This is a genomic window from uncultured Roseovarius sp., from assembly GCF_913054395.1.
Lineage (GTDB): Bacteria > Pseudomonadota > Alphaproteobacteria > Rhodobacterales > Rhodobacteraceae > Roseovarius.
The window spans coordinates 19,543-42,677 of record NZ_CAJXIP010000004.1 but is presented as its reverse complement, the minus strand read 5'-3'; the positions used below and the strand labels follow the sequence as shown (position 1 = coordinate 42,677).

Below are 23,135 nucleotides of genomic sequence, written 5' to 3'. Positions count from 1 at the left end.
AGACCCCCGCCGCCCGGTAGACGACACAGCCCGGAACGCGGTCCCGGCCCTAGCCGTCGGGGGGCTGTGGGATTTGAACGTTATGTTCCAGCGCCGGTTCCGCAGATGAGCTGTTCAGGATCACGATCGGACAGCGGGATGCATTCAGCAGCGCTTTTACCTGATCGCTCGAGCGTACCGGACCGCGCGCCAGATCAATCACCACGGCCTGTGCGTTGATCCGCGCCAATTGGGCAAGGGCCGCTTGCAGCGTGACAAAGTGCCGGGCCGCGATCTGGCCCTGTTCGGCCTGCGGCGGGGTGTCGGCGCCAATACGATAGACCACGGTTTGCGCCTTGAACTGATCGGCGAGCACCTCGCCCATGGCAACAGCCTCGGTGTGTGCGGTGGTGGTGTTTTCAAACACGACAATCTTACCCGGAACAGGATGAAGCGCGCGGTAGCCGAAAATCAGGATATCCCAATCCTGCCCGGATTTCAGCGAGCTTTCCACAAGATCGCCCGCGCCCTGTTCAAACGTCCAACGCGAGGTCGAGGGCGCGGCGATTTCTGCCAGACGGCGGCGAAAAGCCTGCGCATCGGCGTTCATCATGGTGCGTATCTGAGTGGGGGAGGGAAGGTAGATCAACGTGCCGCTGGCCGAGATCACCCGCTGATTGGGACAGTGGCATATGCTTCGCAGGGTTTCGTCCTCTATCAGCAATCCGCCCAGTTGCCCGGTTGGCCCAGCCAGCATGTTGCGCGCGATGCGCAGCGCGGCCTGGGCATCCGCAAAGCTGCTTGCCCCGATAAGAATACGCATGTTTGTACGGCTGGTCGGTGTCATCCGTTTTTGCCCTTTTCGTCCGCCCCGGTGGCTTTCTCGCCAAAACGTTTTCGGGTTTGCGCGTAAGATCTCAGGCGGTCTTCTATCAGGCGGTTCAATGTGCCCTTGGGAAATATGCCGCGCCGGTCGCGTCGTCCGGCGGTCTTGCCGGTCAGGATTTCAATGCCCTCGTCGATCGTCGTGACCTCGATCACGCGAAACTTGCCGTCGCGCACGGCTTCGACGACATCTTCGCGCAGCATCAGGTGTTCGACATTCGACGCCGGAATCAGCACGCCCTGCCGCCCGGTCAGCCGCCGCGCCTTGCAGATATCGAAAAAGCCTTCGATCTTTTCGTTGACGCCGCCGATCGCCTGCACTTCGCCCATCTGGTTTACCGATCCGGTAACGGCCAGCCCCTGATACACGGGCACGTCGGACAGGGCCGACAACAGCGCGTAAAGCTCGGCCGACGAGGCGCTGTCGCCGTCGACGCCGCCATAGCTTTGTTCAAACACAAGGCTGGCATGCAGCGACATCGGGACATCAAGCGCGTATTGAGTCGACAGATAGCTTCCAAGGATCATGACGCCCTTGGAATGCAATGGTCCGCCCAGTTCGACCTCGCGTTCGATGTCGATGAACTTGCCCGTTCCCATGCGCACGCGGGCCGTGATCCGCGAGGGGCGGCCAAAATGATGCTCGCCGATTCCGATCACCGACAGGCCGTTGACCTGGCCGACGACCGATCCGCTTGTGTCGATCAGGATGGTTTTGCGCACAACTGCCTCTTGCAGGCGGTCCTTGATCCGCGAGGCCCGGTGATCGGCTTCGCGGATGGCCTTTGCGATATCGTCCCGTGTCATCACCGCGCGTTTTGCCAGACCGGCATAATGGTCGGCCTCGCGCATCACATCCCGCAGCGCCCCCAGTTGCAGGGTGAATTTCTGCGTATCATCCGCGAGCCGCACCGCATGATCCAGAAGCCGTGCCACCGCCTCTGCGCTCAGCGGTCGCAGCTTTTCCTTGCGCGCGTGCGTGGCCACCACCTGGGCCATCAGTTTCGCGCTTTTTGCCGACCGCGGCATGTCGTCTTCAAAATCGGCCTGTAGCTTGAACAACTCTCCGAATTCAGGGTCAAGCATCAGCAATAGCATATGAAGCCAGCGATCGCCGATCAGAACAACCCGCAGATCAAGTGGAATGGGCGCCGGCTCAAGCGAGACGGTCGAGGACAGCCCCATGCGATCGGCCAGCGAGGTAATGGTGATCGAACGGCATTGCAGGCAGCGCTTCAGCCCGTCCCAGGCAAATGGCTCGGTCAGGATCTGACGCGCATCAAGCACCAGATAACCACCATTCGCGCGATGCAGCGCACCCGGTTTGATATAGGTGAAATTGGTGACCAGGGTGCCCATTTCTGACATGTATTCGATCCGCCCGGTCAGCTGGTTCAGCGTCGGCAGGGTTTCGAAGATCACCGGGGCAGCAGAGGATTGCGCGCTTTCATGCGAGACCATGATGTTCACGGCGTAACGATCGAACTGCGGCTCGCGGTGGTACTTGTGGATGGCTTCGGGAAAGGGGCCGTCACTGGACTGGCTCTTGGTTTCAAGAAACAGTTCGGCATTGGAAATCATGTCTTCTCTGACGGCTTCAAGATACTCAAGGATGTTGGTTTTGCCCGAGAATGCGTTGGCCACCTCGCCGACCCTGACGGAAACGACCCTTTCGGCCATGCCCGCGTTCAGGTCTTCGATCCGCTTGCGGTGTTCTTTTTCAAGTTGCGGCCCGTGTTTGAGAATGGCGGCCAGTTTGTCCTGCAAACGCTCGATCTTTTCGTCTATCTTCTCGCGCTCTTGCGGATCGAGGGCCTCATAGGCCTCGGGCTTGATCGGTTGGCCATCCTTCACCGCCGCCAGCATGAACCCCATGGGCGTTCGCAGCAGGGCGACATCCTCGGCCTGCGCCTGTTCGGCAAAATCGGCGATCGGCTCTTCGTGTCTCTCGCCGAATTCCTGTTCGATGGAACGGCGTTGGGTCTGGTATTCTTCGGATTCAAACAACGCCGGAATTTCATTGGCAAGATCGTCCACAAGGTCCTGCATCGCCAGTTTGAGAACCTCGGCAGAGCCGGCGGCTAGGCGCATGGCGTGGGGTTTGTGCGGCGCGTCGAAATTGTTCACATAGACCCAGTCATTCGGCGTCGGGCGCTTGGCCGCGTGTTTCGACAACAGGGTTTTGACGGTCGAATGGCGCCCCATGCCCGGCGTGCCCAGAACGTAAAGGTTGAAATCCTGATGACTGATGCTGGCAGAGAGTTCTATGGCCCCGATGGCGCGCTCCTGGCCGATCAGCCCATCATGCGGCTTCAGATCCTCCGTGGTATCGAACCCAAGCTCCGCGGGGTCGCATTCCACCCGGAGTTGGGCCGCAGGAATTTCACCGGGCAGAGGGTCGGGCGTTGCTTTTCTGGCGGTCATCCTGATCGTTTCCCTTCATGTGCCAGTGGCAGCGTGACCCAGGCAGGTCCATGCCCAGACATCTTTGAACCGGCCCCTTAAAGGCGGTTTGGGTGTTCGGCGGGGGGCTGATGGCGGTGGTAAATGACGCACCACTCGCAAAGATGGGCAAGCCGTTCGTCCATGTCGTCATCGGCGATCACCTTGCAGGACCGGGGCTTGATCTTGAGGGCTTCGATGATCTCTTTCACGCCCTCTACGCGCGAATGAAGCTGCAAGGGGCGCAAGTCGCCAAGATCGTCCCAAACCGTCCGGTGCAGGGTGACGACACCATCCTTGACCGAAATTCCGATATTGCCCGCGTCGATCCGGCAATTGCAACTGATCTGTTCCCAGATGGCCTTTTCTATCCGTGCATCCGTGTTCATTTTCCGTTCTCTTGATCCCGCTTGTATTTCAGGGGCAGATTGCCATGGAAATCCGAGTTTAACTTGACGTACATCAATTGCCGGCATCGCCCGCCGCGCGATGCCCAGAGGAGGCCCGGGGACCATCCGGAGGCCACCCGGAGATTGCCCGCGCGACATTGACCTAGGTCAGGTCAGCCGTGTTGCCGAACCACTAGGATGAACTCTGACGCAGCTTTTATCGAGTACAGCCATGGAACAGACCGAAAGTGATATTGCGGCGACCCTGAAAATCGGGGAGTCGCAGTGGTGGCAGGCAGGTTGGGTCAAGGTCTTGGGCCTGGTGGCCGTCATTGCTGCGGGCGCTGCCTATTGGATGGTGAGCGGGGCCAGGCAGGAGCAGGTCGAATATGTGACCGCCGAGGCCGCAATCGCCAGTTTCAGGGTCACTGTGACCGCAACCGGGACCGTCGAGCCGACAAACCTTGTCGAGATTTCAAGCGAGTTGTCGGGCACGCTGGCCAATGTCTTTGTGGATTACAATGATCGCGTCGAGGTGGGCACGGTTCTGGCCGAGCTTGATACCGTCAAGCTCGACGCGCAGCTCGCAGTGAGCAAGGCGGCGCTGGATTCGGCGATTGCGCGGGTCGCAATGGCGCAGGCGACGCTGGACGAGGCAAAAGAGCGCTATGAAACGGCGCTTAGTCTTGAAGGGCGCGGGATCACCTCGCGTCAGGATTTCGTGGCGCAACGCGCCGCCTATATCCGCGCGCAATCCGAATTGCAGTCGGCGCGCGCCGACCGGGCCCTGGCCGAGGCCAGCCTTGATTTGCAGCAGGCCGAACGCGACAAGGCCTGTATCTGTTCGCCGATCAAGGGGGTCGTGCTTGATCGCGCGGCCGATGCCGGTCAGATCGTGGCCTCATCGCTCTCGGCGCCAATCCTGTTCACGGTGGCCGAAGACCTGAGCAAAATGGAACTGCGGGTCGATGTGGACGAGGCCGATATCGGCCAGATCGCGGTTGGCAACAGTGCCGAGTTTACCGTCGATGCCTATGATGAAGAACGCTTTCCCGCCGAGATCGCCGAGATCAGGTTTGCCCCCGAAACGGTGGAGGGCGTTGTGACCTACAAGGCAATTCTGACCATCGACAATTCGGACATGCGGCTGCGCCCTGGAATGACGGCGACGGCCGATATCGTGGTGGCCCGATTGAGTGACGTCCTTAGCGTGCCCAATGCCGCGATACGTTATACGCCCCCTGTCGCGCCGGGGGAAAAGCAGGAGCGCAGCGGATTGCTTGGCATGCTGATTCCTTCGGCGGGCAATGACCCGCAAAGCGGGAATGCAAAGACGCTTTGGGTTTTGCGCAACGGCGTGCCCCAGGAAATCGCCATTCGCGCCGGGGCAAGCGATGGCAGGCTGACGCAGATTCTTGAGGGGGGCCTGGCGCCCGGCGACCTTGTTATCACGGATCGTATAGATGGCTGACACCCCGCTCATTCAACTGAAGGGCATTTCACGCATCTATGGCGCGGGGGAAACCGAAGTGCGCGCGCTTGACGGCGTTGACCTGACCATACGCGAGGGCGAATTCGTGGCGATCATGGGCCCCAGCGGATCGGGCAAATCCACGGCGATGAACGTCCTTGGCTGTCTTGATGCGCCGACCGGCGGTGAATATTACTTTGGCGGCGTCGAGGTCGATAACCTGAGCGCCGATCAGCGTGCCCTTCTCAGGCGGCATTATCTTGGCTTTGTCTTTCAGGGCTACAACCTTTTGCCGCGCACGAGTGCGCTTGATAACTTCATCCTGCCGCTGATCTACAAGGGGTTGGCGCGCGCCGAGCGCGAGGCCCTGGCGATGCAGGCGCTTGACAAGGTCGGGCTTGCCAATCGCGCGGGGCACGACCCCTCCGAACTGTCCGGTGGCCAGCAACAGCGCGTCGCCATCGCGCGCGCGCTGGCCGGGCGCCCCAAGGTCGTGCTTGCGGATGAACCGACCGGCAATCTCGATACCCGGAAATCCGCCGAGATCATGGAGGTCCTGCGCCACCTCAACCGGTCCGAGGGGCTGACCATCATCATGGTGACCCATGAAGAGGATATGGCGGATTATGCCGACCGGCTGATCTGGATGGTGGATGGCCGTATCGAGCGCGATACGCCGACACGAAAGGTGGCCTGAGATGTTGTGGGAGACAGTCAAGCTTGCCCTTCAGGCGATCCTGCGCAACGCGCTGCGGTCGTTCCTGACCGTGCTTGGCATCGTGATCGGCGTGGCCGCAGTGATCGCAATGGTCACGGTGGGGCAGGGCTCGGCCGATCAGGTGACGGCGGATGTCGAAAAGCTTGGCAGCAACGTGTTGATGGTCATGCCCGGTCAGGATGCCATGCAGGGCGGGCCGGGCAATTCGGCGGCGCCGCTGTTTTCCCTGCGCGACAATGAACGCGTGCAGGAACAGCTTGGCGTGGTGGATATCGCGGCGCCGCTCAGCGCGACCCGGTCGCGCGCGGTCTTTGGCAATGAAAATCACCGCACCGATGTGGTCGGCGCCGACAACCGTTATTTCGATGCCGCCGGCTGGGAGGTCGAGCGCGGCCGCCTTTTCGAGCCGTCAGAGCTTCAGTCCGGCAAGCCGGTCTGTATCCTGGGCGAAACCGTCCGCAAGGAACTTTTCGGCGCGGCGGACCCTCTGGGCGAGACGATCCGGATCAGATCCCTGTCCTGCGAGGTGATCGGATTCCTGCGCTCCAAGGGGGCCTCGACCTTTGGCAGCGATCAGGATGATTTCGTGATCATGCCGCTCAAGGCCTATCAGCGCCGCCTTGCGGGCAATACGGATGTTTCGTTTTTCTATGTTGCCGTGCATGAAGGCGTGCCCACCGACCGCGCCAAGGACGAGATCGAGCGCCTGATGCGTGAAATCCGCCGCATCGGTCCGGGTGAAGAGGACGATTTCACCGTCATGGACATGAAGCAGCTTGCAACGATGCTGTCGGGTATCACCGATATCCTGACCGGGCTTTTGTCGGCGGTTGCCGCCGTCAGCCTTTTGGTCGGGGGCATCGGGATCATGAATATCATGCTGGTATCGGTCACCGAACGCACGCGCGAGATCGGCATCAGGCTTGCTGTCGGTGCGCAGGCCCATCAGGTGCTGATGCAGTTTCTGGTCGAGGCGATCGTTCTGTCGCTTATCGGCGGGTTGATCGGGATCGTGCTGGGCCTGATCCTGGGCCTTGTCGGGGCGAATGCCCTGTCGGTGCCTTTCGTTCCCGACCCGAAAATCGTGCTGTTGGCCTTCGGGTTTTCGGCGGCGGTGGGCGTGATTTTCGGCTATTTTCCGGCGCGGCGGGCGGCGCGGCTCAATCCGATTGACGCCCTGCGCCATGAATAGGGGGCCGCAAACACCTCAGGAGGATCAAATGGCAGGATTTCAGGATCGTGAAGATGCAGGAAAGGCGCTTTTGGCGGCCCTTCAAGAGGTTGATCCGGCAAACACCGTTGTCATTGCCCTGCCGCGTGGCGGGGTGCCAGTGGCGCAGGAGATATGCAAAGCGCTGAAGCTGCCGCTTGATCTTGTGTTCGTGCGCAAGATCGGCGCGCCGATGCAGCCCGAGCTTGCGGTCGGCGCCGTCGTCGACGGGGCCAGGCCCGAGGTTGTGGTGAATCACGAGATTGCCCGCAACCTTGGTCTGTCCGATGCGCAGGTCAGCGAGATGGCACAGACCCTTCTGCCCGAGATAGCCCGGCGCCGCGCGACCTATCTTGAGGGGCGCGCCCCGATTGATCTTGCGGGGAAAACCGTGATCGTCGTTGATGACGGCATTGCCACGGGGGCCACCGTAAAGGCCAGCCTGATTGCGGTGCGCAACAGGGGTGCGGCGCATATCATCCTCGCGGTGCCGGTCGCCCCGCCGGACACATTGCACGAGCTTGAAACCCTGACCGACGAAATCGTCTGCCTGTACGCCCCCCGTTATTTCGGGGCTGTCGGTGCCCATTACAGGTATTTCCCGCAAGTGAGCGACGCTGAGGTGATCGCGGCATTGCAGGACGCGCGCCGCGCGCCCTGATTTCAGAGATGCCTTGAAATCATCAGGCGGGAAAACGCCTCGTCAATCAGCTTTTCGCTTGTGTCCTGCGAGTCTGCCAGTGCCAGAAGGTTTATCGAAACGCCGTTTTGCGCCGTCGGGGGCGCGGTCAAGATCACGCCTTCGCGGGTGTGGCGCGCGTGGTAGAGCAGGTCGTCAAGCCGGGCCAGACAGGTCGCCGTGTCGAGGGCGGTGATTTCGGGACGAAGTTCCTGCACCACAAGGAACCCGGCCGGAAGCCTGCCTGAATTGAGGGTCTTCGCCAGCGTCATGGGAATGGAGACACCGCCCCATCTGCCGTTGCATTCGATCCAGTGGAGCGTTGGCGCCCCGCTTTTCGTGCGACAGACAACGGCATCGAAACTGCACCGTCCGAAATATCCCAGGGCCTGCAAGACGCTCGCAATCGCGATCGCGCCCGAGGTAAGGGCGGTTTGCAGATCGTCGGGCAGAGTAGAGCGCGCGGCCCCGACAAACGCGGCCCCGGTGCCACGCACATGTTGCTCGAAGACACCTTCCGGGTGGGGTGGGCCCTGGTCGGGATGCGGTATCCAGAGCTGGACAGAGGGGCTACAGAAAACGTCGCTGTCCCAGACGCCGATCAGGATCGGGAAGCCTTCGTTCCAGCCGCTCTCCAACAGTCTGGCGTGCAGAAAACTCTGGATATAGGCAGGGCTCTTGTCGGCAAAAACTGTGCTTTCGAACCTGATGTTGCCGGACGAACCGGCACTATCGGGCACTTTGGCAACCACGCGGTCCGCGCGTTTGGACAGATAGGAAATCTGCGCCGCCGCCGCGACGAGGTCAAATCCCATCATGGTCGGAGGCGTCGCAGTTGCGCCGAACAGGCGGTGTACCAGATCTGCAAACCAGAGCTTGTCGTTGACCCGGCGCGATACGCGCGGCGAGGGGCCGCAGACATGCATGAGCGTTCCGGTCGCCTCGCCAAGGCGTTTTGCCAGATGCCAGGTACTTCGCGTTGTCAGATAGGCCTTTAGCGTCAGGCCGTTACCGGACGCCGTGATCGCCCCGAGATGATCGACCAGTGCAGGCCAGGTGTCGGCCTCTTTGCTGATGATCCCGCGGAAATTGTCCGGAGCGCTCAGATAGCTCACCTGCGCATGGTCGAGGTGTTGGGCAAGATAGCTCTCGTATACCCTGTCGCGATGTCTGACCAGCACAAGGTCGGACGGGCGGGCAAGGAGTGCCATCCGGTAATCCCGGCGCGATTGCATGACCCCGTGTAGCAACGGGATTTCGGCCTGATCCCCGATCAGAAGGGAGGTGCCCGCCGCCTGACCCTGTTGCACATAGGGGCCGAAATCCAGCGAAGAGCAAAGCGCGGGTTCATCCCTGAGCAACTGGCGGGCCAGTTCCTTTGTCGCGTGTCCCTGTGATCCTCCAGCCGTGTCCGGCACCCTGTCACCTTTCATCAACGATACGCCCGAGGCTAGCCAATGTTGCCGGATACAAATTGACCTGTGTCAGCCGGGCATGAAATCCGCGCTGCTAGGGTGATCCGAACGACAGGGAGCTGTGACCATGTGCCGTCTTTATGCAATGCACGCCAACGAGCCGACGCGCGTCGAATGCGGGCTGGTCAAGGCCCAGAATGCGCTCATGATCCAGAGCAAGGGCGACATGATGGGCTATGCCCACGGCCACGGCTGGGGCGTGGCGGATTATCCCGATGGCGTGCCGATGATCGAAAAGCAGACATGGGCCGCCTTTCACGGTGAACATTTCACTCGCAAGGCGGCGCGGATCTATGCGCGCACTGTTGTGGCGCATGTGCGCCGGGCGACGGTTGGGGGAACCAGTATCGAAAACACCCACCCGTTTCATCACGGGCGCTGGATTTTTGCCCATAACGGCACGATCCCCAACTTTGACGAGGTGCGGGTCAGGATGCTTGATCATATCGACCCGTTGCACCGGGTCGAAATTCTGGGCACCACCGACAGCGAGCATATCTTTCGCTACCTGATGAGCCTGTTTCTGCATCATCCCGAGCGCGGATTGCTTGAGGTCGTGCAACAGGGGTTGCGGCAGGTTCTGGCCTGGTCCGCCGAGATCGACCCCGAGGCACGGGTGGGCCTGAATATCATCCTGACCGACGGTCTGCATCTGATCGGGTCGCGTTATAACCGCTCGCTCTTCAGCCTGCGCCGCGATCACGTCTTCATCTGCGGCATCTGTGGCAAATCCCATGTTCACCACGCGTTGCGCACGCCCTATCGGTCGCTTGAGGTCGCCTCGGAGCCGGTCACATCCGAGGATGACTGGATAGAGGTGCCCGACAAAACGGTGTTTTGCGTGACGGATGACTATCGCCTGGAACAGCACCCGCTCTGAAATGAAGTACTCAGGTCTCACCGGGCGGTTGCGGGATTTCCGGCGGCGGCGCGGGCACGTCTTCCGGCATCTGCGGTGACGGGGCCGGATCGGTCGGCTGTGGCGCCTCCGGGGGGGTGGGCACCGGCCTTGGGTCGCTGGGGTTGGGCACCTCGGGTTTCGGCTCGTCTGGCGGGCCGGCGATGCTCTGCGGGGGATGATCGGGATGTTCGGGGGGCTGATGTGTCATGACGGTTTTTATATCTCGGCTAGTCCAACAACGTAATTCTCGCCATAGGCCTCAGCGCATCTTGGACAGGTGGTGTAGAACATGAAGATGCGCCTGGCCTCGTGGCCCATGGCCCTGGCGGCGACTTCCATTTCATGCGCCCATTCCGCCGCGTATCTGTACGGCCCCTCAAACACGCGAGTGATGAAGGTGCCCGATAACCGGACCATTTCCTCGCCTTCGACATCGCCTGTCGCTGCAAAGTAATGCTCGGCTTCCCAGGGGGACAGATCGCGGCTCAGGGTGAGCATATTCCTGGGGTCGAAGGCGCCATCGGTTTCCATACGGTTCTGAACACGTGAGAAAACCGCCCCCATGTTCATCGGCACATGCATGACGCTTTTCGAGGTTGCGCGCACAAACAGCTTGTCCTTGAAATGCAGGGTGCGATGGTCCCAGCCCTTGGGGTCAAATCGTGGACAACAGCCGGTCGTGTTGTCGGTGGTATCGTGATCAGGAAGTTTATTGACCTCCATTGCGGGTCTCCTGTGCGAGAATGGTTCAGTCTAGCGATTGTCCCGAGCGGCGCTTTGATTTCAATCAGTCGGGACAGGCGCGCGCACATCCCTGAGCCGGGCAATGGCGCCGGGGCAATGCGTTTCAATCTCGTCCATGTGAATTCTCCAGCATGCTGTTTCATGATCTCTTGATGATGACAAAATTTAGAGCCGGTGAATTGACCTTGATCACTTCGTTCGCGGGCAGGTCGTGACATTATCCCAACGGACTGAAAACGGAGACTGTCATGAAACCTGTCGTTACCTGGATTGTGCTGGCGAATGCCCGCACCGCGCGCATCGTGCAAAACAAAGGCCCCGGAAAAGGTGTCATCCCGACGAAAGAGCCGGTTCTGCAAGCGCCTGACCCTGTCGAGTTTTCCGACGATTCCGGGGTGTTTCAGAATAGTGCCGATCACAGCCATCTGGCGGGGGATCGGACCGATCCCAAACGCCTGAGCGAAACCGCCTTTGCGCGCATGATCCTCGAGCGCTTGACAGAGGCGTCCGTGCAGGGGGATTTTGACCGGCTTGTTCTTGTTGCCGGGCCGCATATGCTTGGCACGCTGCGCGCCGAGATGCCCGAGGGGTTGCGCGATGTCGTGACGAGCGAGGTTGACCGGGACCTGACGAATATGACGCTGGACGATCTGCCCAAGCAGCTTGGTGAATTCATGGCCGTCTGAAAGGTGGCGCGGGTCAGCGGGCTTGCTGACCCGCCTGTGCTTCAGGTCTTGTGAATCTCGACCTTCTGAATCGACTCTCTGGTTTCGGGCGGTTTGGCGATATGCAGACTGAGGACGCCATCGCTGAACTTAGCCTTCACGGCACCTTCCGCAGGCTTGAAGCCAAGCGGGATTTGTCGGCGAAAACTGCCATAGCTACGCTCGATCCGGTGATAGTCTTTCTCTTTCTCCTCGTGGTCGCTGCGCTTTTCGCCCTTCAGCACAAGAACCTGACCCGAGATCGAGACATCAAGATCCTCTTCCTTGACACCGGGCACTTCTGCCGTGACTTCCACGGCGTCATCACTTTCGGCGAGATCAATGGCCGGGAAAAGGCCGTTGAAGCCAGGTTTGGATGTCTCATCGGTATACAGCCCGGGATAGCCGCGGAACCGGTCAAGCATGTGGTTCATTTCCTTTTGCAGGGACTGAAAAAGTGTCGGCGTCATCCCATCATCCGAGAAAAGGCCGGGCAGCGTGTTCCTTGTCATCTGAGATCTCCTTTCTTCAGAAAAGATGCAAAGGCGCATCACGGATATCGGTAGCAGTTTTGCGGCCCGCCAGATTGACCCGGATCAATCCGCGCGCCCTCAGGCGGGATATGATCACAGGTGAAACTTGCCCGGAGATTCCGATGCACTCGCCTCGCCGTTTTTGCGCAATCCTCGCCCTGATCTTTGGCTGGACCGCTCTTGCCGGGCCGGTCAGGGCCGAACCGCAGGCCTTCACACATGGCGGTGACCGGTTCCTTGCGGGCGATGCCGTCAGTGTCGGGGGCCCGATCTTCGGGCGGATGATCGGCAAGGCGCCTGATGCCCCCGAGAGCGGCAAGACCCCGATTGCCACGCAATGATGTCGCTTTTTCAAAAGGAGACCTGCAATGTCAAATCAAGGGCTGGAAGTTATAGATCATACCGTCCATCTCACGCATGAATGGATCAATGACCTTTCGGAACGGCTTGGCTGGTCGTCAAAGTCGAGCACGTTACGGATGCTGAGGACCGGGTTGCACCAGATCCGCGATCATCTCGGTGTCAACGAGGTGGCGCAGTTTTCCGCCCAGTTGCCTCTGCTTCTGCGCGGGATGTTCTTTGAGGGCTGGGTGCCTAAAAACACCCCGCTAAAGGAACGTCACGCCGCCCAGTTCATCGCGGCGATCGAAGAGCAGGTCGGGCAGGTGACGGAATACCGCGGCGCCGAAGATATCACGGCGGTCTTTCACCTGCTGAATGCGCGTATCTCGCGTGGCGAGATCGAGGGTGTTCGCGCCACCCTGACCAAGGAGATCCGCGCGCTTTGGCCCGCACCATGACAGATGGCGCCGCGGTGATGGCGGGCCCCGGCGATCGTGCCGTCCGGTCTTAGGCGTCGTCGCCTTTGGCGGTGGTTCTAAGCGCGTCAGGCCTGAGGATGACCACGGTATAGATATGTTCCACCCGGAGAATCCCGGCCTTGCGGAGTTGGCCAAAGGTGCGGCTTATGGTTTCTGTGGTCAGCCCCAGGAAATCGGCTATGTCGGCGCGGCTCATGGGAAGTGTGATCCGGTCATCGCAGTCCAGGCCGTTCCCGGCGCGTTCGCATAGCGTCAGAAGAAACGACGCCAGCTTTTCCGAGGCGGATTTTCGGCCCAGCATCATGAAATGATCCTGCATGGCGCTGATCTCCTGAAACGCGGCCTCAAGAAGGGCGCGCTGCAAGTGCGGGTTGTTGGTGCCATCTTCCAGCGCCGAACTGCAATAGGGCCTTACCTTGGCTTCCGTCAGCGCATCGCAATCGGTATGATGCCGCCCGTTGCTTGGAAAGCCGACTATATCGCCGGGATAGCCGAATGCGATCACCTGTCGGCGGCCATCCTCCAAAAGGCGGGTCAGGCGCAGCACGCCCTCGATTACCTCATAGACATGCATGACCTCATCGCCTTCGCGATAAAGATATGCACCGGACCTTATGGTCCTGACAGGACCTGATTTCGAGGGGACGACAGCGGGGACGGCAGAACCGATGGAATTGAATCGGTGATACTCCGTGGAAAAGGTGACATACATTTGTGATCCCCCGAGTCGGCCCGAGATAACCTTGGATTTTGTTTGTCGCAGGAGGTGTCACCTGTTTGTAGTGAATTGTATCAAATTGTATTTTCTACATTGATCGGTTAAGAATGCTGTCTATCATTGTTTGAAAATTAGCTGGCAACAATCCGTCTCAAGAGGGGGTTGATATGCGTAGCACGAGTGTATTGGTTGTTGACGACGACAGTAAAATGCGAAAATTGCTTCGAAACTGCCTTGAAGGGGACGGTTTCAAGGTGTTCGAGGCCGCCAGTGCCGCTGGCGTGTTTGACGTACTTGGACAGAACGATATAGCGCTTGTAACGCTTGATCTTCAGATGGCGCCCGATGACGGTTTCGATATTGCCCGCCGGATACGGCAAAATTCTGCTGTACCCATCATCATGGTCACCGGACGGGATGACGTTATCGACCGGGTCGTCGGGCTTGAGATCGGGGCCGATGATTACATCACCAAGCCGTTCCACATCCGCGAAGTTCTGGCGCGGGTGCGCAGCGTCCTGCGGCGTTCGGTCGGGACAGGGGTGAAGGCCTGCGGTTGCAGCGGGCCCTGCAACTGCGAGGAGGACAGTCGCGCCAAACGTGAGCCGATCTATGTCTTCGATAATCTCGTGGTCAGGCCAGACCGCCTTCAACTGGTGGACCGTTCGGGCAATGACTGTCCGCTTACAAGCGGCGACTTCCGGCTGTTGCAGGTGTTTCTGGATTGCCCGAAGCGTCCACTTTCGCGCAATCAGCTCATGGATATGACCGGCGGGACAGAGTGGAACCCGCTTGACCGGACCATCGACAATCAGGTCGCCCGGCTTCGCAAGAAGATAGAGCGCGACCCGGCCAATCCCAAGCTGATCAAATCGGTGCGCGGGGTCGGTTACATGTTTGCCAGCGACGTCAAAAAGACAAACGCTCAGGATTCATCGGCCAGCAGCGCGGCCAATCTCGATACGAGATCGGCCTGACGATAAGGCTTGTGCAGGACGTCGAAACTTACATCGTGCGGCAGTTTTGCGCTGATGATATCGCTGGTATAGCCAGAGGTGATCAAAAGCTTGACGGTCGGGAATTCCGCTTTGATCTTCGCCGCAAGATCGTATCCGCTCATCTTTCCCGGCATCACGATATCGGTGAAAACGACGTCGACCTTCAGCCCGGCCTGTAACAGGGCATAGGCCTGATCGGCGCTCGTGGCCTGATGTGTCTGCAAGCCCAGATCGCGTATCCGTTTGAGCGACAGCTTCAGAACCTGCGGGTCGTCCTCGACAATCAGGATCTGCCGTTCAAGCCAGCGTTGCGTGCGCGCGTCGGTCGGTACGGTGGGGGGGCGGGCCGCAGTCATGGTATCACGGGCCGGGAAATACAGCCCGAAGCTGGTGCCAATTCCGGGTTCGCTGTAAAGCGTGATATGGCCGCCGGACTGACGCAGGAAGCCGTGCACCATAGCAAGGCCAAGACCGGTGCCGCCATCCGCCTTGGTGGAAAAGAAAGGCTCGAAGGCGCGGCGCTGCGCCTCGCGGTCCATGCCGTCGCCGGTGTCGCTGACGGACAGGCGGACATAGGCGCCGGGGCTGATGTCGAGTTCCTGTGCGATATAGGCGTCGTCAATGACCACATTCGAGATCGAAAAGGCAAGTTCGCCCGAGCCGTGCATCGCGTCAACCGCGTTCATCACCAGATTGACTATGGCCGATTGCAATTGCGATTGATCGACCAGGATCGTGTCGGTGTTATCATCAAAGTCGGTTGTGATCGCATAGTTGCCGCCAAGCGTGGTCTTCAAAAGCGAAATCGTGGCATTGCACACCTCGCGCAGATCTGTGGCAACCGGTTTCAGGTCGCCCTTGCGCGCGAATACCTTGAGCCGCGAAATAAGATCGGCCCCAAGTTCCGCCGCATCCTGCGCATCCTCCACGAATTCGCGGGTTTTTTCATCGGTGCAGCGCAGCCCCAGAAGTTCGAGGTTGCCGATTATGACGGTCAGAAGATTGTTGAAGTCGTGAGCGATCCCGCCCGTCATCTGGCCAACCGCATCCAGACGCTGTGTGCGCGTCAGCGCGTCTTCGCTGGCATGGCTTTGTGTCAGGTCGTGCAGTGTGGCAACAAAAAGATCCTCGCCGCCGATCCTGGTGTGCCCCACCGACACATGCAGCGGGAAGATGTCGCCGGTCCTGCGCCGCCCCTCGATGTCACGCCTGATGTCGATGACGCTTTTTTCGCCGGTGTTCAGATAGTGGGTCATGAACCCGTCATGTGTGTCGGCGTGGTCGTGCGTCATCAGAGTGTTGATGCTCTGGCCGATCAACTGCCCGTCCTCATAGTCGAACAGGCGGTCCGCGGCGGCGCTGGCGCGCAGGATGGTGCCCCCGCCGTCAGATATGATGATCGCATCAACAGCGGCCTGCATGATCGCAGTCAAAAGAGCCGTATCTGTTGCACCTGTCATCTGGCTGTTTCCTCGTACCCGGACAAATCTGCCAAGTGTCGACGTTGAACTTCAAGCGGATTTCGGAGCGCTCCTTTAATCGTGAAGTTTATACACGGTCTGGTCGCGTGACTTTCGGGTGTCGCTCAACCGGACCGCGCATTGGGCCATATGGTCCTTTCCTTCGTATGCAACGTGTTGAACAGGTTGATATAGCCCAGCAGATCGGACAGCGTCACAACCCCGAGCAAAGTGTGACCGACGGCGACCAGGTACTTTCGCTGACCTGTTGCCGTGATCCGGTTCAGCAGGTCCTGAACCGGCATGTCCGGCGGAACGCAGTTGTTCGTATCGGTGGCAATGAACACATCGCCCACTTTCGTATTGGACCAGTTTTCCTGATCAATCAGGCTTAGAACATGGCTGTCCACAAGCCCCAGAAGAACACCGTCTTCCACAACCGGCACGAAACTGCTGCGCTGCACCAGCATGATCCGGTTTACCAGCATCGAAAGCGTTATGTCCGGATGGCAGGTCACCGGGTTCTTGCTCATCAGGCTTTGTACGGTCTTTCCCCTGAGAGAGGTTTTCATCAACTGCTGCTCATAGCCTGAGCGCGCGGCCAGTAGCAGGAATATGCCAATGAAAATTTGCCAGAGCCCGCTGGCGGTTTGCCCGCCGAACAAGAGCAAAAGCCCAAGCGCCATCAGCACATAGGCAAACGTGCTGCCGGAATTGGCGGCGATTTTGGTCGCGGAAAGGACGTCGCCGCTGCGGTGCCATAAATAGGCCCGCAACACGCGGCCCCCATCAAGGGGAAAGGCGGGGACGAGGTTGAAGAGGGCAAGGACCAGGTTGATCAGCCCCAGGTAGGACAGCACTTCGGTGATCGGCGCCCCAAGCCCGGCGAACTGGCCGACTCTGGCCAGAAACCAGAACATCGCTGCAAGCGCCACGCTCATTGCCGGCCCGGCCAGGGCGACCCAGAACTCTACGCTGGCCTCCTCCGGCTCGGCTTCCAGCTCGGCCACGCCGCCAAACAGAAACAGGGTGATGCTCTTGATCTTGACCCCGTAAAACCGCGCGACAACGGAATGGGCGAGCTCATGCAGGATCAGCGAGCCGAAAAAAGCCAACATCGCAAACAGCGCCATCAGGAGATACGTGGTTTCCGGCTGGCCTTCGACAACCTGCGGAAAATACTGCCGGGACAGGGTCCAGGTGATGAGGGTCGCAATCAACAGCCAGCTTGGGTCAAGCCTGATGTCAAAGCCTTGCAGGGTGAAAATTTTGACGGCACGTGAGAACATGGCGCACTTCGATCATTTTTCTGGAAACCTACCAGTTTGATCGACTACGGAATTGACTTCCCTCAATTTCCACGCGCGCCTTGGCGTCAAGGCCCGGCGGCTACACGGGCCTTGGCGCTGGCATGGCGCCGGATCAGGACAACTCCGCCCTCATGCCGTCAAATCAGATCAGATCGCAACGCAGTCGGCGAAATAGTGCACGACACCGTCATTCCCGACCTCCTGTACAAGACCGTGGATATCGGTCTCGAAGCCCGGACATTCGCGACCGAACTCGCGATTGAATTTCAGATATGTCACGATTTTCCTGTTGAACACCTCACCGGGAATCAACAGGGGGATGCCCGGCGGATAAGGGGTGACAAGGCTGGTGGTGATGCGCCCTTCAAGATCGTCGATCGGCACGCGCTGTGTGGTCCGGCGCGCGATATGCGAAAACGCCTCGCTCGGGTTCATCGCCGGCGTCAGATCACTCAGGTACATATCGGTGGACAGGATCGCCACATCGTACTTGGCATAAAGGCTGTGGACATGCTGGCACAGATCCTGAAGCCCCATGCTTTCATAGCGCGGCTGCTTGGCGCAAAACTCGGGCATCGCACGCCACATCGGCTGGTTCTTGTCGTAATCGTCCTTGAACTGCTGCAAGGCGGTCAAAAGGGTGTTCCAGCGGCCCTTGGTGATGCCGATGGTGAACATGACGAAAAAGCTGTAGAGGCCGGTCTTTTCGACGACGACGCCGTGCTCGGCCAGGTATTTGGTCACGATAGAGGCCGGAATGCCGGTCTTTTCAAAGCGCCCGTCAAGATTGAGGCCGGGGGTGATGATCGTCGCCTTGATCGGGTCGAGCATGTTAAAGCCCGGCGCCATCTCGCCGAAGTCATGCCATGACTCTTCGCCGTCCGAGGGCTGTACGCCATCGGCATCGGTCTTTTTCAGAACCCAGTCTTCGGCCTCGCCGATGCCCTCATCGTCAAGCACATCGGGGCCCCAGACCTGAAACCACCAGTCGCCTTCACCGAATTCCGCATCCACCTTTTGCATGGCGCGCCGGAAATCGAGCGCTTCGGCGATACTTTCCTCGACAAGCGCCGTACCTGCGGGCGGTTCCATCATCGCGGCGGCCACGTCACAGCTTGCGATGATGCTGTATTGCGGGCTGGTGCTGGTGTGCATCAGGTAGGATTCGTTGAAGAGGTGGCGGTCAAGCGGTGTTTCCTGGCTGTCCTGCACAAGCACGTGGCTTGCCTGACTTATCCCGGCCAGAAGTTTGTGGATCGACTGGGTGACATAGGTCACCGAATGCACCGGGCGCTCGCGGTTGTTCCCCATGGCGTGGAAATCGCCATAGAACGGGTGAAACGCGGCGTGCGGCAGCCAGGCCTCGTCGAAGTGGAGGTTGTCGACATAGCCGTCGAGCACCTCCTTGATCGTCTCAGTGTTGTAGAGCACGCCGTCATAGGTGGACTGCGTGAGGGTCATGATGCGCGGCTGGACGGTATCGGCATCGACACCGGCCAAAAGCGGATTGGCGCGGATCTTGGCCTTGATCGAGTCGATCTCGAATTCGCTTCGCGGAATCGGGCCGATGATGCCGAAATGATTGCGCGTGGGTCGGAGGAAGACGGGAATCGCACCGGTCATGATGATGCTGTGCAGGATCGACTTGTGACAGTTGCGATCGACCACCACCACGTCGCCCGGCGCCACCGTGTGATGCCAGACCATCTTGTTGCTGGTGCTGGTGCCGTTGGTGACGAAAAAGCAATGATCGGCGTTGAAGATGCGCGCGGCATTCCGCTCGGAGGCGCCGATGGCACCGTCATGGTCAAGCAGCTGGCCCAGTTCTTCGACCGAGTTGCAGACATCGGCGCGCAGCATGTTCTCGCCGTAAAACTGGTGATACATCTGCCCGACGGGGCTTTTCAGGAAGGCCACGCCGCCGGAATGTCCGGGGCAATGCCACGAATAGGAACCATCTTCGGCATAGTCGAGCAGCGCCTTGAAAAACGGCGGCTGAATGCCTTCCAGATAAAGCTTGGCCTCGCGGATGATGTGGCGGGCGACGAATTCGGGCGTGTCCTCGAACATGTGGATGAAGCCGTGCAATTCGCGCAGGATGTCATTGGGCAAATGGCGGCTGGTCTTGGTTTCGCCGTAGACATAGATCGGCACCTCGGCATTCTTGCGGCGGACCTCTTCGACAAAGTTGCGCAGGTTGGTGATCACCGGGTCAATGTCCGGGCCGGGGCTGAATTCCTCGTCGTCAATCGACAGGACAAAGGCACTTGCACGCGATTGCTGTTGTGCGAATTGCGTGAGGTCGCCATAGCTTGTGACGCCCAATACCTCGAATCCCTCGTTCTCGATGGCCTGCGCCATGGCGCGGATGCCAAGGCCCGAAGAATTTTCAGAGCGGAAATCTTCGTCGATGATAACGATGGGGAAGTGGAATTTCATGAAACTCTCCTTTCAGGAGACCAGCAGATGGGGCCGACGCGCAGTCCGTAACCGAGTCAGTCCGGGAATCCGGGCCGTTTCGGTCTGGAATCCGTTTGTTTCCTTTGATCCGGTCACAGTCAAGCCCTGCCGCATCACCGCTTGCCGCGTCTCGCGGCCGCGCCGGTGCCTAGCTCGATGATCTCTGCCGTGATGGCCTCTTGGCGTACCCGGCTGAGCGTGGCCTGAAACGTTTCGAGTTCGCGCGCGATCTCGCTGCCTGCGGAGGACATCGCTTCCATCCTTGCTTCGTTTTCAGACGCAAAGGCATGAAGCGCTGCCTTGCAGACCTGCGCATTGAAGTAATCCTGCCCCAACGACGCGATCAGGGTGTCGTCGGGCAATTGGGTCAACGGGCGCTCTGCCGTGGTCTTGGGAAGATCGGCCAAATCTATCGGAAACAGGCGCTGCCTGACTAGGGCAGGGCGGGCCGATTTCCAGCCGGTGAACACAACGTCAAGGCAGTCGATGCGCCCTTCTGCAACCGCGCGATAAATGGCCGTGGTGATCTGATTGGCCAATCTGGGAATGCGGGGCGTGTGCGAGGGCAGGGGCGCCGTCCAATGCGGTTTCAGCCCGCGGGCGGTGGCGATCGACAGCCCACGGTTACCGATGAGGAACAGGTAGGCCGGATCGTCCCGCGCACCGATACTGTCAAGCACGCGCTCGCTGAAGGCGCCTGCGAACCCGTGCTCGGCACAAAAGACCAGAAGGCCCGGCCGATCATCCCCGCTTTTGGCCGCGGTGCCGGGGGGTGTCTTTTCGCGGGCGAGAACCCGCGACATGGCTGCCGCGATGGTCGCGGCATAGCTGTCGACGGCAAAGGCCTGTGCGCGGGCCTGTTGGGCTCGGGCGCCGGCGATGCCTTTCATGGCATTCACCACCGCCCCCAACTGGCGGATGCCGTCGATCCGGGCGCTGATATCTGCCAGCCGTTCGGTCATGGGCCGGTTTCCCCTTCAGGGGGTGCGTTCGCCCCGCCGGTGTCGCCTGCGAGCGAGCCGGCGAGACGGGTGAGCGTTTTCATAAGCGCGGCGCGGCCCGTTTCATCAAGCTTTCCGGTCTCGGCAAGGCGGCGGAGCGCGTCGGCTGCGTCATTGTCCAGAGCGCCTGGCAGTGCGGTGCGGAAACGCGCAACCGCAGCCAGCGGCAAGGGGTCGAGCAATCCGTTCTGTACCGCCAGCATAAGCGCGATCTCATCCGCCAGACGGTATGGCATATGCTGCGGCTGACGCAGGGCCTGTCTGATCCGGGCGCCGCGGGTCAGCTGTTCGCGCACGTGGCTGTCGGGCATGCCGCCGAACCGGGTAAAGACCTCCAGTTCGAGAAACTGCGCATAGTCGAGCCGGAGCGAGCCTGCGGCCTTGCGCAACACGGGGGCCTGCGTCTTGCCACCGACGCGGCTGACGCTAAGGCCGATATCCACAGCCGGTTTCTGACCCTGATGGAACAACGCAGAGTCGAGCACGATCTGCCCGTCGGTGATAGAGATCAGGTTGGTCGGGATATAGGCCGACAGGTTGCCCGACACCGTTTCGGCAATCGGCAGGGCGGTCAGCGAGCCGCCGCCACGTGCCTGTGACAGCTTGGCGGCGCGCTCCAGCAGGCGGGCATGAACATAGAAGACATCGCCGGGATAGGCCTCTCGTCCGGGCGACTGGCGGGTCAGCAGAGCGATTTCGCGGTGGGTGGCCGCATGCTTGGAAAGGTCGTCGATCACGATCAGCACATGTTGGCCCTTATCGCGGAAATATTCGGCCATGGTCATGCCCGCATAGGGCGCGATCCACTGCAATCCCGGCGCTTCGGCGGACCCGGCAACGATGACGATGCAGCGCGCAAAGTTTCCCAGCGACTGAAGCGCGTCGATTGCGCGGCGGACGCTGGATGTTTTCTGCCCGATAGCGACATAGATGCAGATCATGTCGCTCTGCGCCTGCGCGATCATCGTGTCTATCGCCAGGGTGGTCTTGCCGGTCGAGTGGTCGCCGACGATCAATTCCCGCTGGCCACGGCCAAGCGCGAAAAGCGTGTCCACCACGACGATCCCGGTCTGAACCGGATCGGTCACGAGATCGCGCTCGGTGATGGAGGGGGCGGGTTGCTCTATCGGCATGTGCGGCCCGGTTTTGATCGCCCCCCTGCCGTCGAGCGGTCGGCCAAGCGGGTCGACGATCCGCCCAAGGAGCCGCTCGCCGACGGGAACGCTCACGACCTCTCCGGTGCCAAAGACCGCATCGCCGGCCTCGACATCGGTGGCGGCATCCAGAAAGACGCAGCCGATCATATCGGGGTCAAGCACGCGGGCAAAGCCGACCTGCCCGCCTTCAAATCGCAGCACTTCGTCAAGGCACACATTGCGCAGCCCCGAGATCATCGCAACGCCGTCGCCGATCTCTTCGACCCGGCCCCGGTGTTCGGTGCGCGGTCCCAGAACCGCCTTGTTCAGCGCGACATGCGCCGCGCCGACCCAATCAGGAGTCTCATTGGCCATCTGTCACCGCTTTCCTGATCTGCGCCAGATCCGCCTGCCAGCTGTTGTGGAGAACAAAATGCGGGCTGCGCAGTTCAATCCCGGCGATCAGGCCGGGATCGGTGACGAAGCGCAGCTTTGGTGTGCCGCCAAGGGCCGTCTGTATCGCCTTTTCGATCTTCTCGTGGTCGGCATCGGTATTGCCGGGGGTGACAACTTCTAGGCCATTCGCCCCATCGGCCAGTGCTGCGCGGTCAGCGGCAGGCATCTGTTCGATGGCCGTGATGAGTTGGGACAGAAAGGCGGATTGTGCCGCGGGGCCGTTCATCCGTTCCAGAAGCCGCGCCGCAATCTTCAGTGACAGTTCGGACGCCCGCGCTGCATTGGCTTTGCGCGCGATCTCGGCATCGCGTTCCATGGCAGTCGTGGCGGCTTTCATCATTGCGTCGGCTTCGCCGCGGGCCGCAGTGAGGATCGCCCTTGCCCGTGCCTCGGCCTCTGTTCTGGCGTCGTCAAGTGTCGCACTGCGCTCAGATGCGATGCCTGCGCGGGCCTGCATTGCCTCGGCCAGTGCTGCATCGGCCCTGGCCTGTGTCGCCTCGGCCGTCGCGATGACCGCATTTGCCGTGTCCTGACGTCTGGCGATTGCGGCGGCGACAGGCCGCCAGAACAGGCGCGACAAAAGCCACACGAGGATCAGGACGTTGATCGCCTGCAATCCGAGCCCCCAGACGTCGATTGTCATCG

23 protein-coding genes are annotated in these 23,135 nt (G+C 60.3%); 9 read left to right on the top strand and 14 right to left on the bottom strand.

Going from position 1 to position 23,135, the window contains the following annotated elements:
- Positions 1-49: 49 nt before the first annotated feature.
- From QZ522_RS01185 to QZ522_RS01175, 3 genes are all read right to left on the bottom strand, one after another.
- Positions 50-826, bottom strand: a complete 777-nt coding sequence (locus tag QZ522_RS01185) for a hypothetical protein (RefSeq protein ID WP_294606597.1) — start codon at positions 824-826, stop codon at positions 50-52.
- Positions 823-3,288, bottom strand: coding sequence for an ATP-binding protein (locus QZ522_RS01180; RefSeq protein ID WP_294606595.1), 2,466 nt, complete (start codon positions 3,286-3,288; stop codon positions 823-825). The genes QZ522_RS01185 and QZ522_RS01180 overlap by 4 nt, the downstream gene beginning before the upstream one ends.
- Positions 3,289-3,365: 77 nt before the next feature.
- The gene (locus QZ522_RS01175) at positions 3,366-3,695 is read right to left on the bottom strand and encodes a BON domain-containing protein (RefSeq protein ID WP_294606593.1); all 330 of its coding nucleotides are present in this window, start codon (positions 3,693-3,695) and stop codon (positions 3,366-3,368) included.
- Positions 3,696-3,927: 232 nt separating this feature from the next.
- Between QZ522_RS01175 and QZ522_RS01170 the strand changes: the two genes are divergently transcribed.
- From QZ522_RS01170 to QZ522_RS01155, 4 genes are read left to right on the top strand one after another with little or no spacing between them, the layout of a single operon-like run.
- Entirely contained in the window at positions 3,928-5,166 is a 1,239-nt protein-coding gene (locus QZ522_RS01170; RefSeq protein WP_294606591.1) for an efflux RND transporter periplasmic adaptor subunit, read from the top strand.
- Positions 5,159-5,863 carry an ABC transporter ATP-binding protein gene (locus QZ522_RS01165; protein WP_294606589.1) on the top strand — a complete coding sequence of 235 codons (705 nt, stop codon included), beginning with the start codon at positions 5,159-5,161 and terminating at the stop codon, positions 5,861-5,863. Before QZ522_RS01170 ends, QZ522_RS01165 begins: the two co-directional genes overlap by 8 nt.
- Position 5,864: 1 nt before the next feature.
- Positions 5,865-7,076, top strand: coding sequence for an ABC transporter permease (locus QZ522_RS01160; RefSeq protein WP_294606587.1), 1,212 nt, complete (start codon positions 5,865-5,867; stop codon positions 7,074-7,076).
- Between the two features lie 28 nt (positions 7,077-7,104).
- On the top strand, positions 7,105-7,755 hold the full coding sequence (locus QZ522_RS01155; protein ID WP_294606585.1) for a phosphoribosyltransferase family protein: 651 nt from the start codon (positions 7,105-7,107) through the stop codon (positions 7,753-7,755).
- Between the two features lie 2 nt (positions 7,756-7,757).
- On the opposite strand, the gene QZ522_RS01150 is transcribed toward QZ522_RS01155, so the two are convergent.
- Positions 7,758-9,134, bottom strand: a complete 1,377-nt coding sequence (locus tag QZ522_RS01150; RefSeq protein WP_294606583.1) for a hypothetical protein — start codon at positions 9,132-9,134, stop codon at positions 7,758-7,760.
- A 181-nt stretch (positions 9,135-9,315) separates the two neighbouring features.
- On the opposite strand from QZ522_RS01150, the gene QZ522_RS01145 reads away from it, so the two are divergent.
- Positions 9,316-10,128 (top strand): class II glutamine amidotransferase, encoded by an 813-nt coding sequence (locus QZ522_RS01145; RefSeq protein ID WP_294606582.1) that lies wholly within the window; start codon positions 9,316-9,318, stop codon positions 10,126-10,128.
- A 10-nt stretch (positions 10,129-10,138) separates the two neighbouring features.
- Here the strand turns inward: QZ522_RS01145 and QZ522_RS01140 are convergent, their stop codons facing one another.
- Both QZ522_RS01140 and QZ522_RS01135 read right to left on the bottom strand, forming a co-directional pair.
- Positions 10,139-10,357, bottom strand: coding sequence for a hypothetical protein (locus tag QZ522_RS01140; RefSeq protein ID WP_294606580.1), 219 nt, complete (start codon positions 10,355-10,357; stop codon positions 10,139-10,141).
- Positions 10,358-10,365: 8 nt separating this feature from the next.
- A complete protein-coding gene (locus tag QZ522_RS01135) occupies positions 10,366-10,872 on the bottom strand; it encodes a hydrolase (protein WP_294606578.1) in 507 nt (168 codons plus the stop codon).
- 269 nt (positions 10,873-11,141) lie between these two features.
- Between QZ522_RS01135 and QZ522_RS01130 the strand changes: the two genes are divergently transcribed.
- Positions 11,142-11,579, top strand: coding sequence for a host attachment protein (locus QZ522_RS01130; RefSeq protein WP_294606576.1), 438 nt, complete (start codon positions 11,142-11,144; stop codon positions 11,577-11,579).
- Positions 11,580-11,620: 41 nt separating this feature from the next.
- Here the strand turns inward: QZ522_RS01130 and QZ522_RS01125 are convergent, their stop codons facing one another.
- Positions 11,621-12,109, bottom strand: a complete 489-nt coding sequence (locus QZ522_RS01125) for an Hsp20/alpha crystallin family protein (protein WP_294606574.1) — start codon at positions 12,107-12,109, stop codon at positions 11,621-11,623.
- 143 nt (positions 12,110-12,252) lie between these two features.
- On the opposite strand from QZ522_RS01125, the gene QZ522_RS01120 reads away from it, so the two are divergent.
- Positions 12,253-12,471: a hypothetical protein gene (locus tag QZ522_RS01120; protein ID WP_294606573.1), complete on the top strand. Its 219-nt coding sequence runs from the start codon at positions 12,253-12,255 to the stop codon at positions 12,469-12,471.
- Positions 12,472-12,498: 27 nt separating this feature from the next.
- A complete protein-coding gene (locus QZ522_RS01115; protein ID WP_294606572.1) occupies positions 12,499-12,930 on the top strand; it encodes a DUF2267 domain-containing protein in 432 nt (143 codons plus the stop codon).
- Between the two features lie 49 nt (positions 12,931-12,979).
- Here the strand turns inward: QZ522_RS01115 and QZ522_RS01110 are convergent, their stop codons facing one another.
- Positions 12,980-13,663, bottom strand: a complete 684-nt coding sequence (locus QZ522_RS01110) for a helix-turn-helix domain-containing protein (RefSeq protein WP_294606571.1) — start codon at positions 13,661-13,663, stop codon at positions 12,980-12,982.
- Positions 13,664-13,836: 173 nt separating this feature from the next.
- Between QZ522_RS01110 and QZ522_RS01105 the strand changes: the two genes are divergently transcribed.
- Positions 13,837-14,646 (top strand): response regulator, encoded by an 810-nt coding sequence (locus QZ522_RS01105; RefSeq protein WP_294606570.1) that lies wholly within the window; start codon positions 13,837-13,839, stop codon positions 14,644-14,646.
- Here QZ522_RS01105 and QZ522_RS01100 read toward each other — a convergent pair.
- The 6 genes from QZ522_RS01100 to QZ522_RS01075 all read right to left on the bottom strand — a co-directional run bounded on the left by QZ522_RS01100 (position 14,595) and on the right by QZ522_RS01075 (position 23,133).
- Positions 14,595-16,127 carry an ATP-binding protein gene (locus tag QZ522_RS01100; RefSeq protein WP_294606568.1) on the bottom strand — a complete coding sequence of 511 codons (1,533 nt, stop codon included), beginning with the start codon at positions 16,125-16,127 and terminating at the stop codon, positions 14,595-14,597. The genes QZ522_RS01105 and QZ522_RS01100 overlap by 52 nt on opposite strands.
- Positions 16,128-16,252: 125 nt before the next feature.
- Positions 16,253-17,416, bottom strand: a complete 1,164-nt coding sequence (locus tag QZ522_RS01095; protein ID WP_294606566.1) for a site-2 protease family protein — start codon at positions 17,414-17,416, stop codon at positions 16,253-16,255.
- Positions 17,417-17,584: 168 nt separating this feature from the next.
- The gene (locus QZ522_RS01090; RefSeq protein WP_294606564.1) at positions 17,585-19,876 is read right to left on the bottom strand and encodes an arginine/lysine/ornithine decarboxylase; all 2,292 of its coding nucleotides are present in this window, start codon (positions 19,874-19,876) and stop codon (positions 17,585-17,587) included.
- A gap of 134 nt (positions 19,877-20,010) precedes the next feature.
- Entirely contained in the window at positions 20,011-20,859 is an 849-nt protein-coding gene (locus QZ522_RS01085) for a FoF1 ATP synthase subunit gamma (RefSeq protein ID WP_294606562.1), read from the bottom strand.
- Entirely contained in the window at positions 20,856-22,409 is a 1,554-nt protein-coding gene (locus QZ522_RS01080; RefSeq protein ID WP_294606560.1) for a F0F1 ATP synthase subunit alpha, read from the bottom strand. Before QZ522_RS01080 ends, QZ522_RS01085 begins: the two co-directional genes overlap by 4 nt.
- Positions 22,399-23,133, bottom strand: a complete 735-nt coding sequence (locus QZ522_RS01075) for a hypothetical protein (RefSeq protein WP_294606559.1) — start codon at positions 23,131-23,133, stop codon at positions 22,399-22,401. The genes QZ522_RS01080 and QZ522_RS01075 overlap by 11 nt, the downstream gene beginning before the upstream one ends.
- Positions 23,134-23,135: the final 2 nt, after the last annotated feature.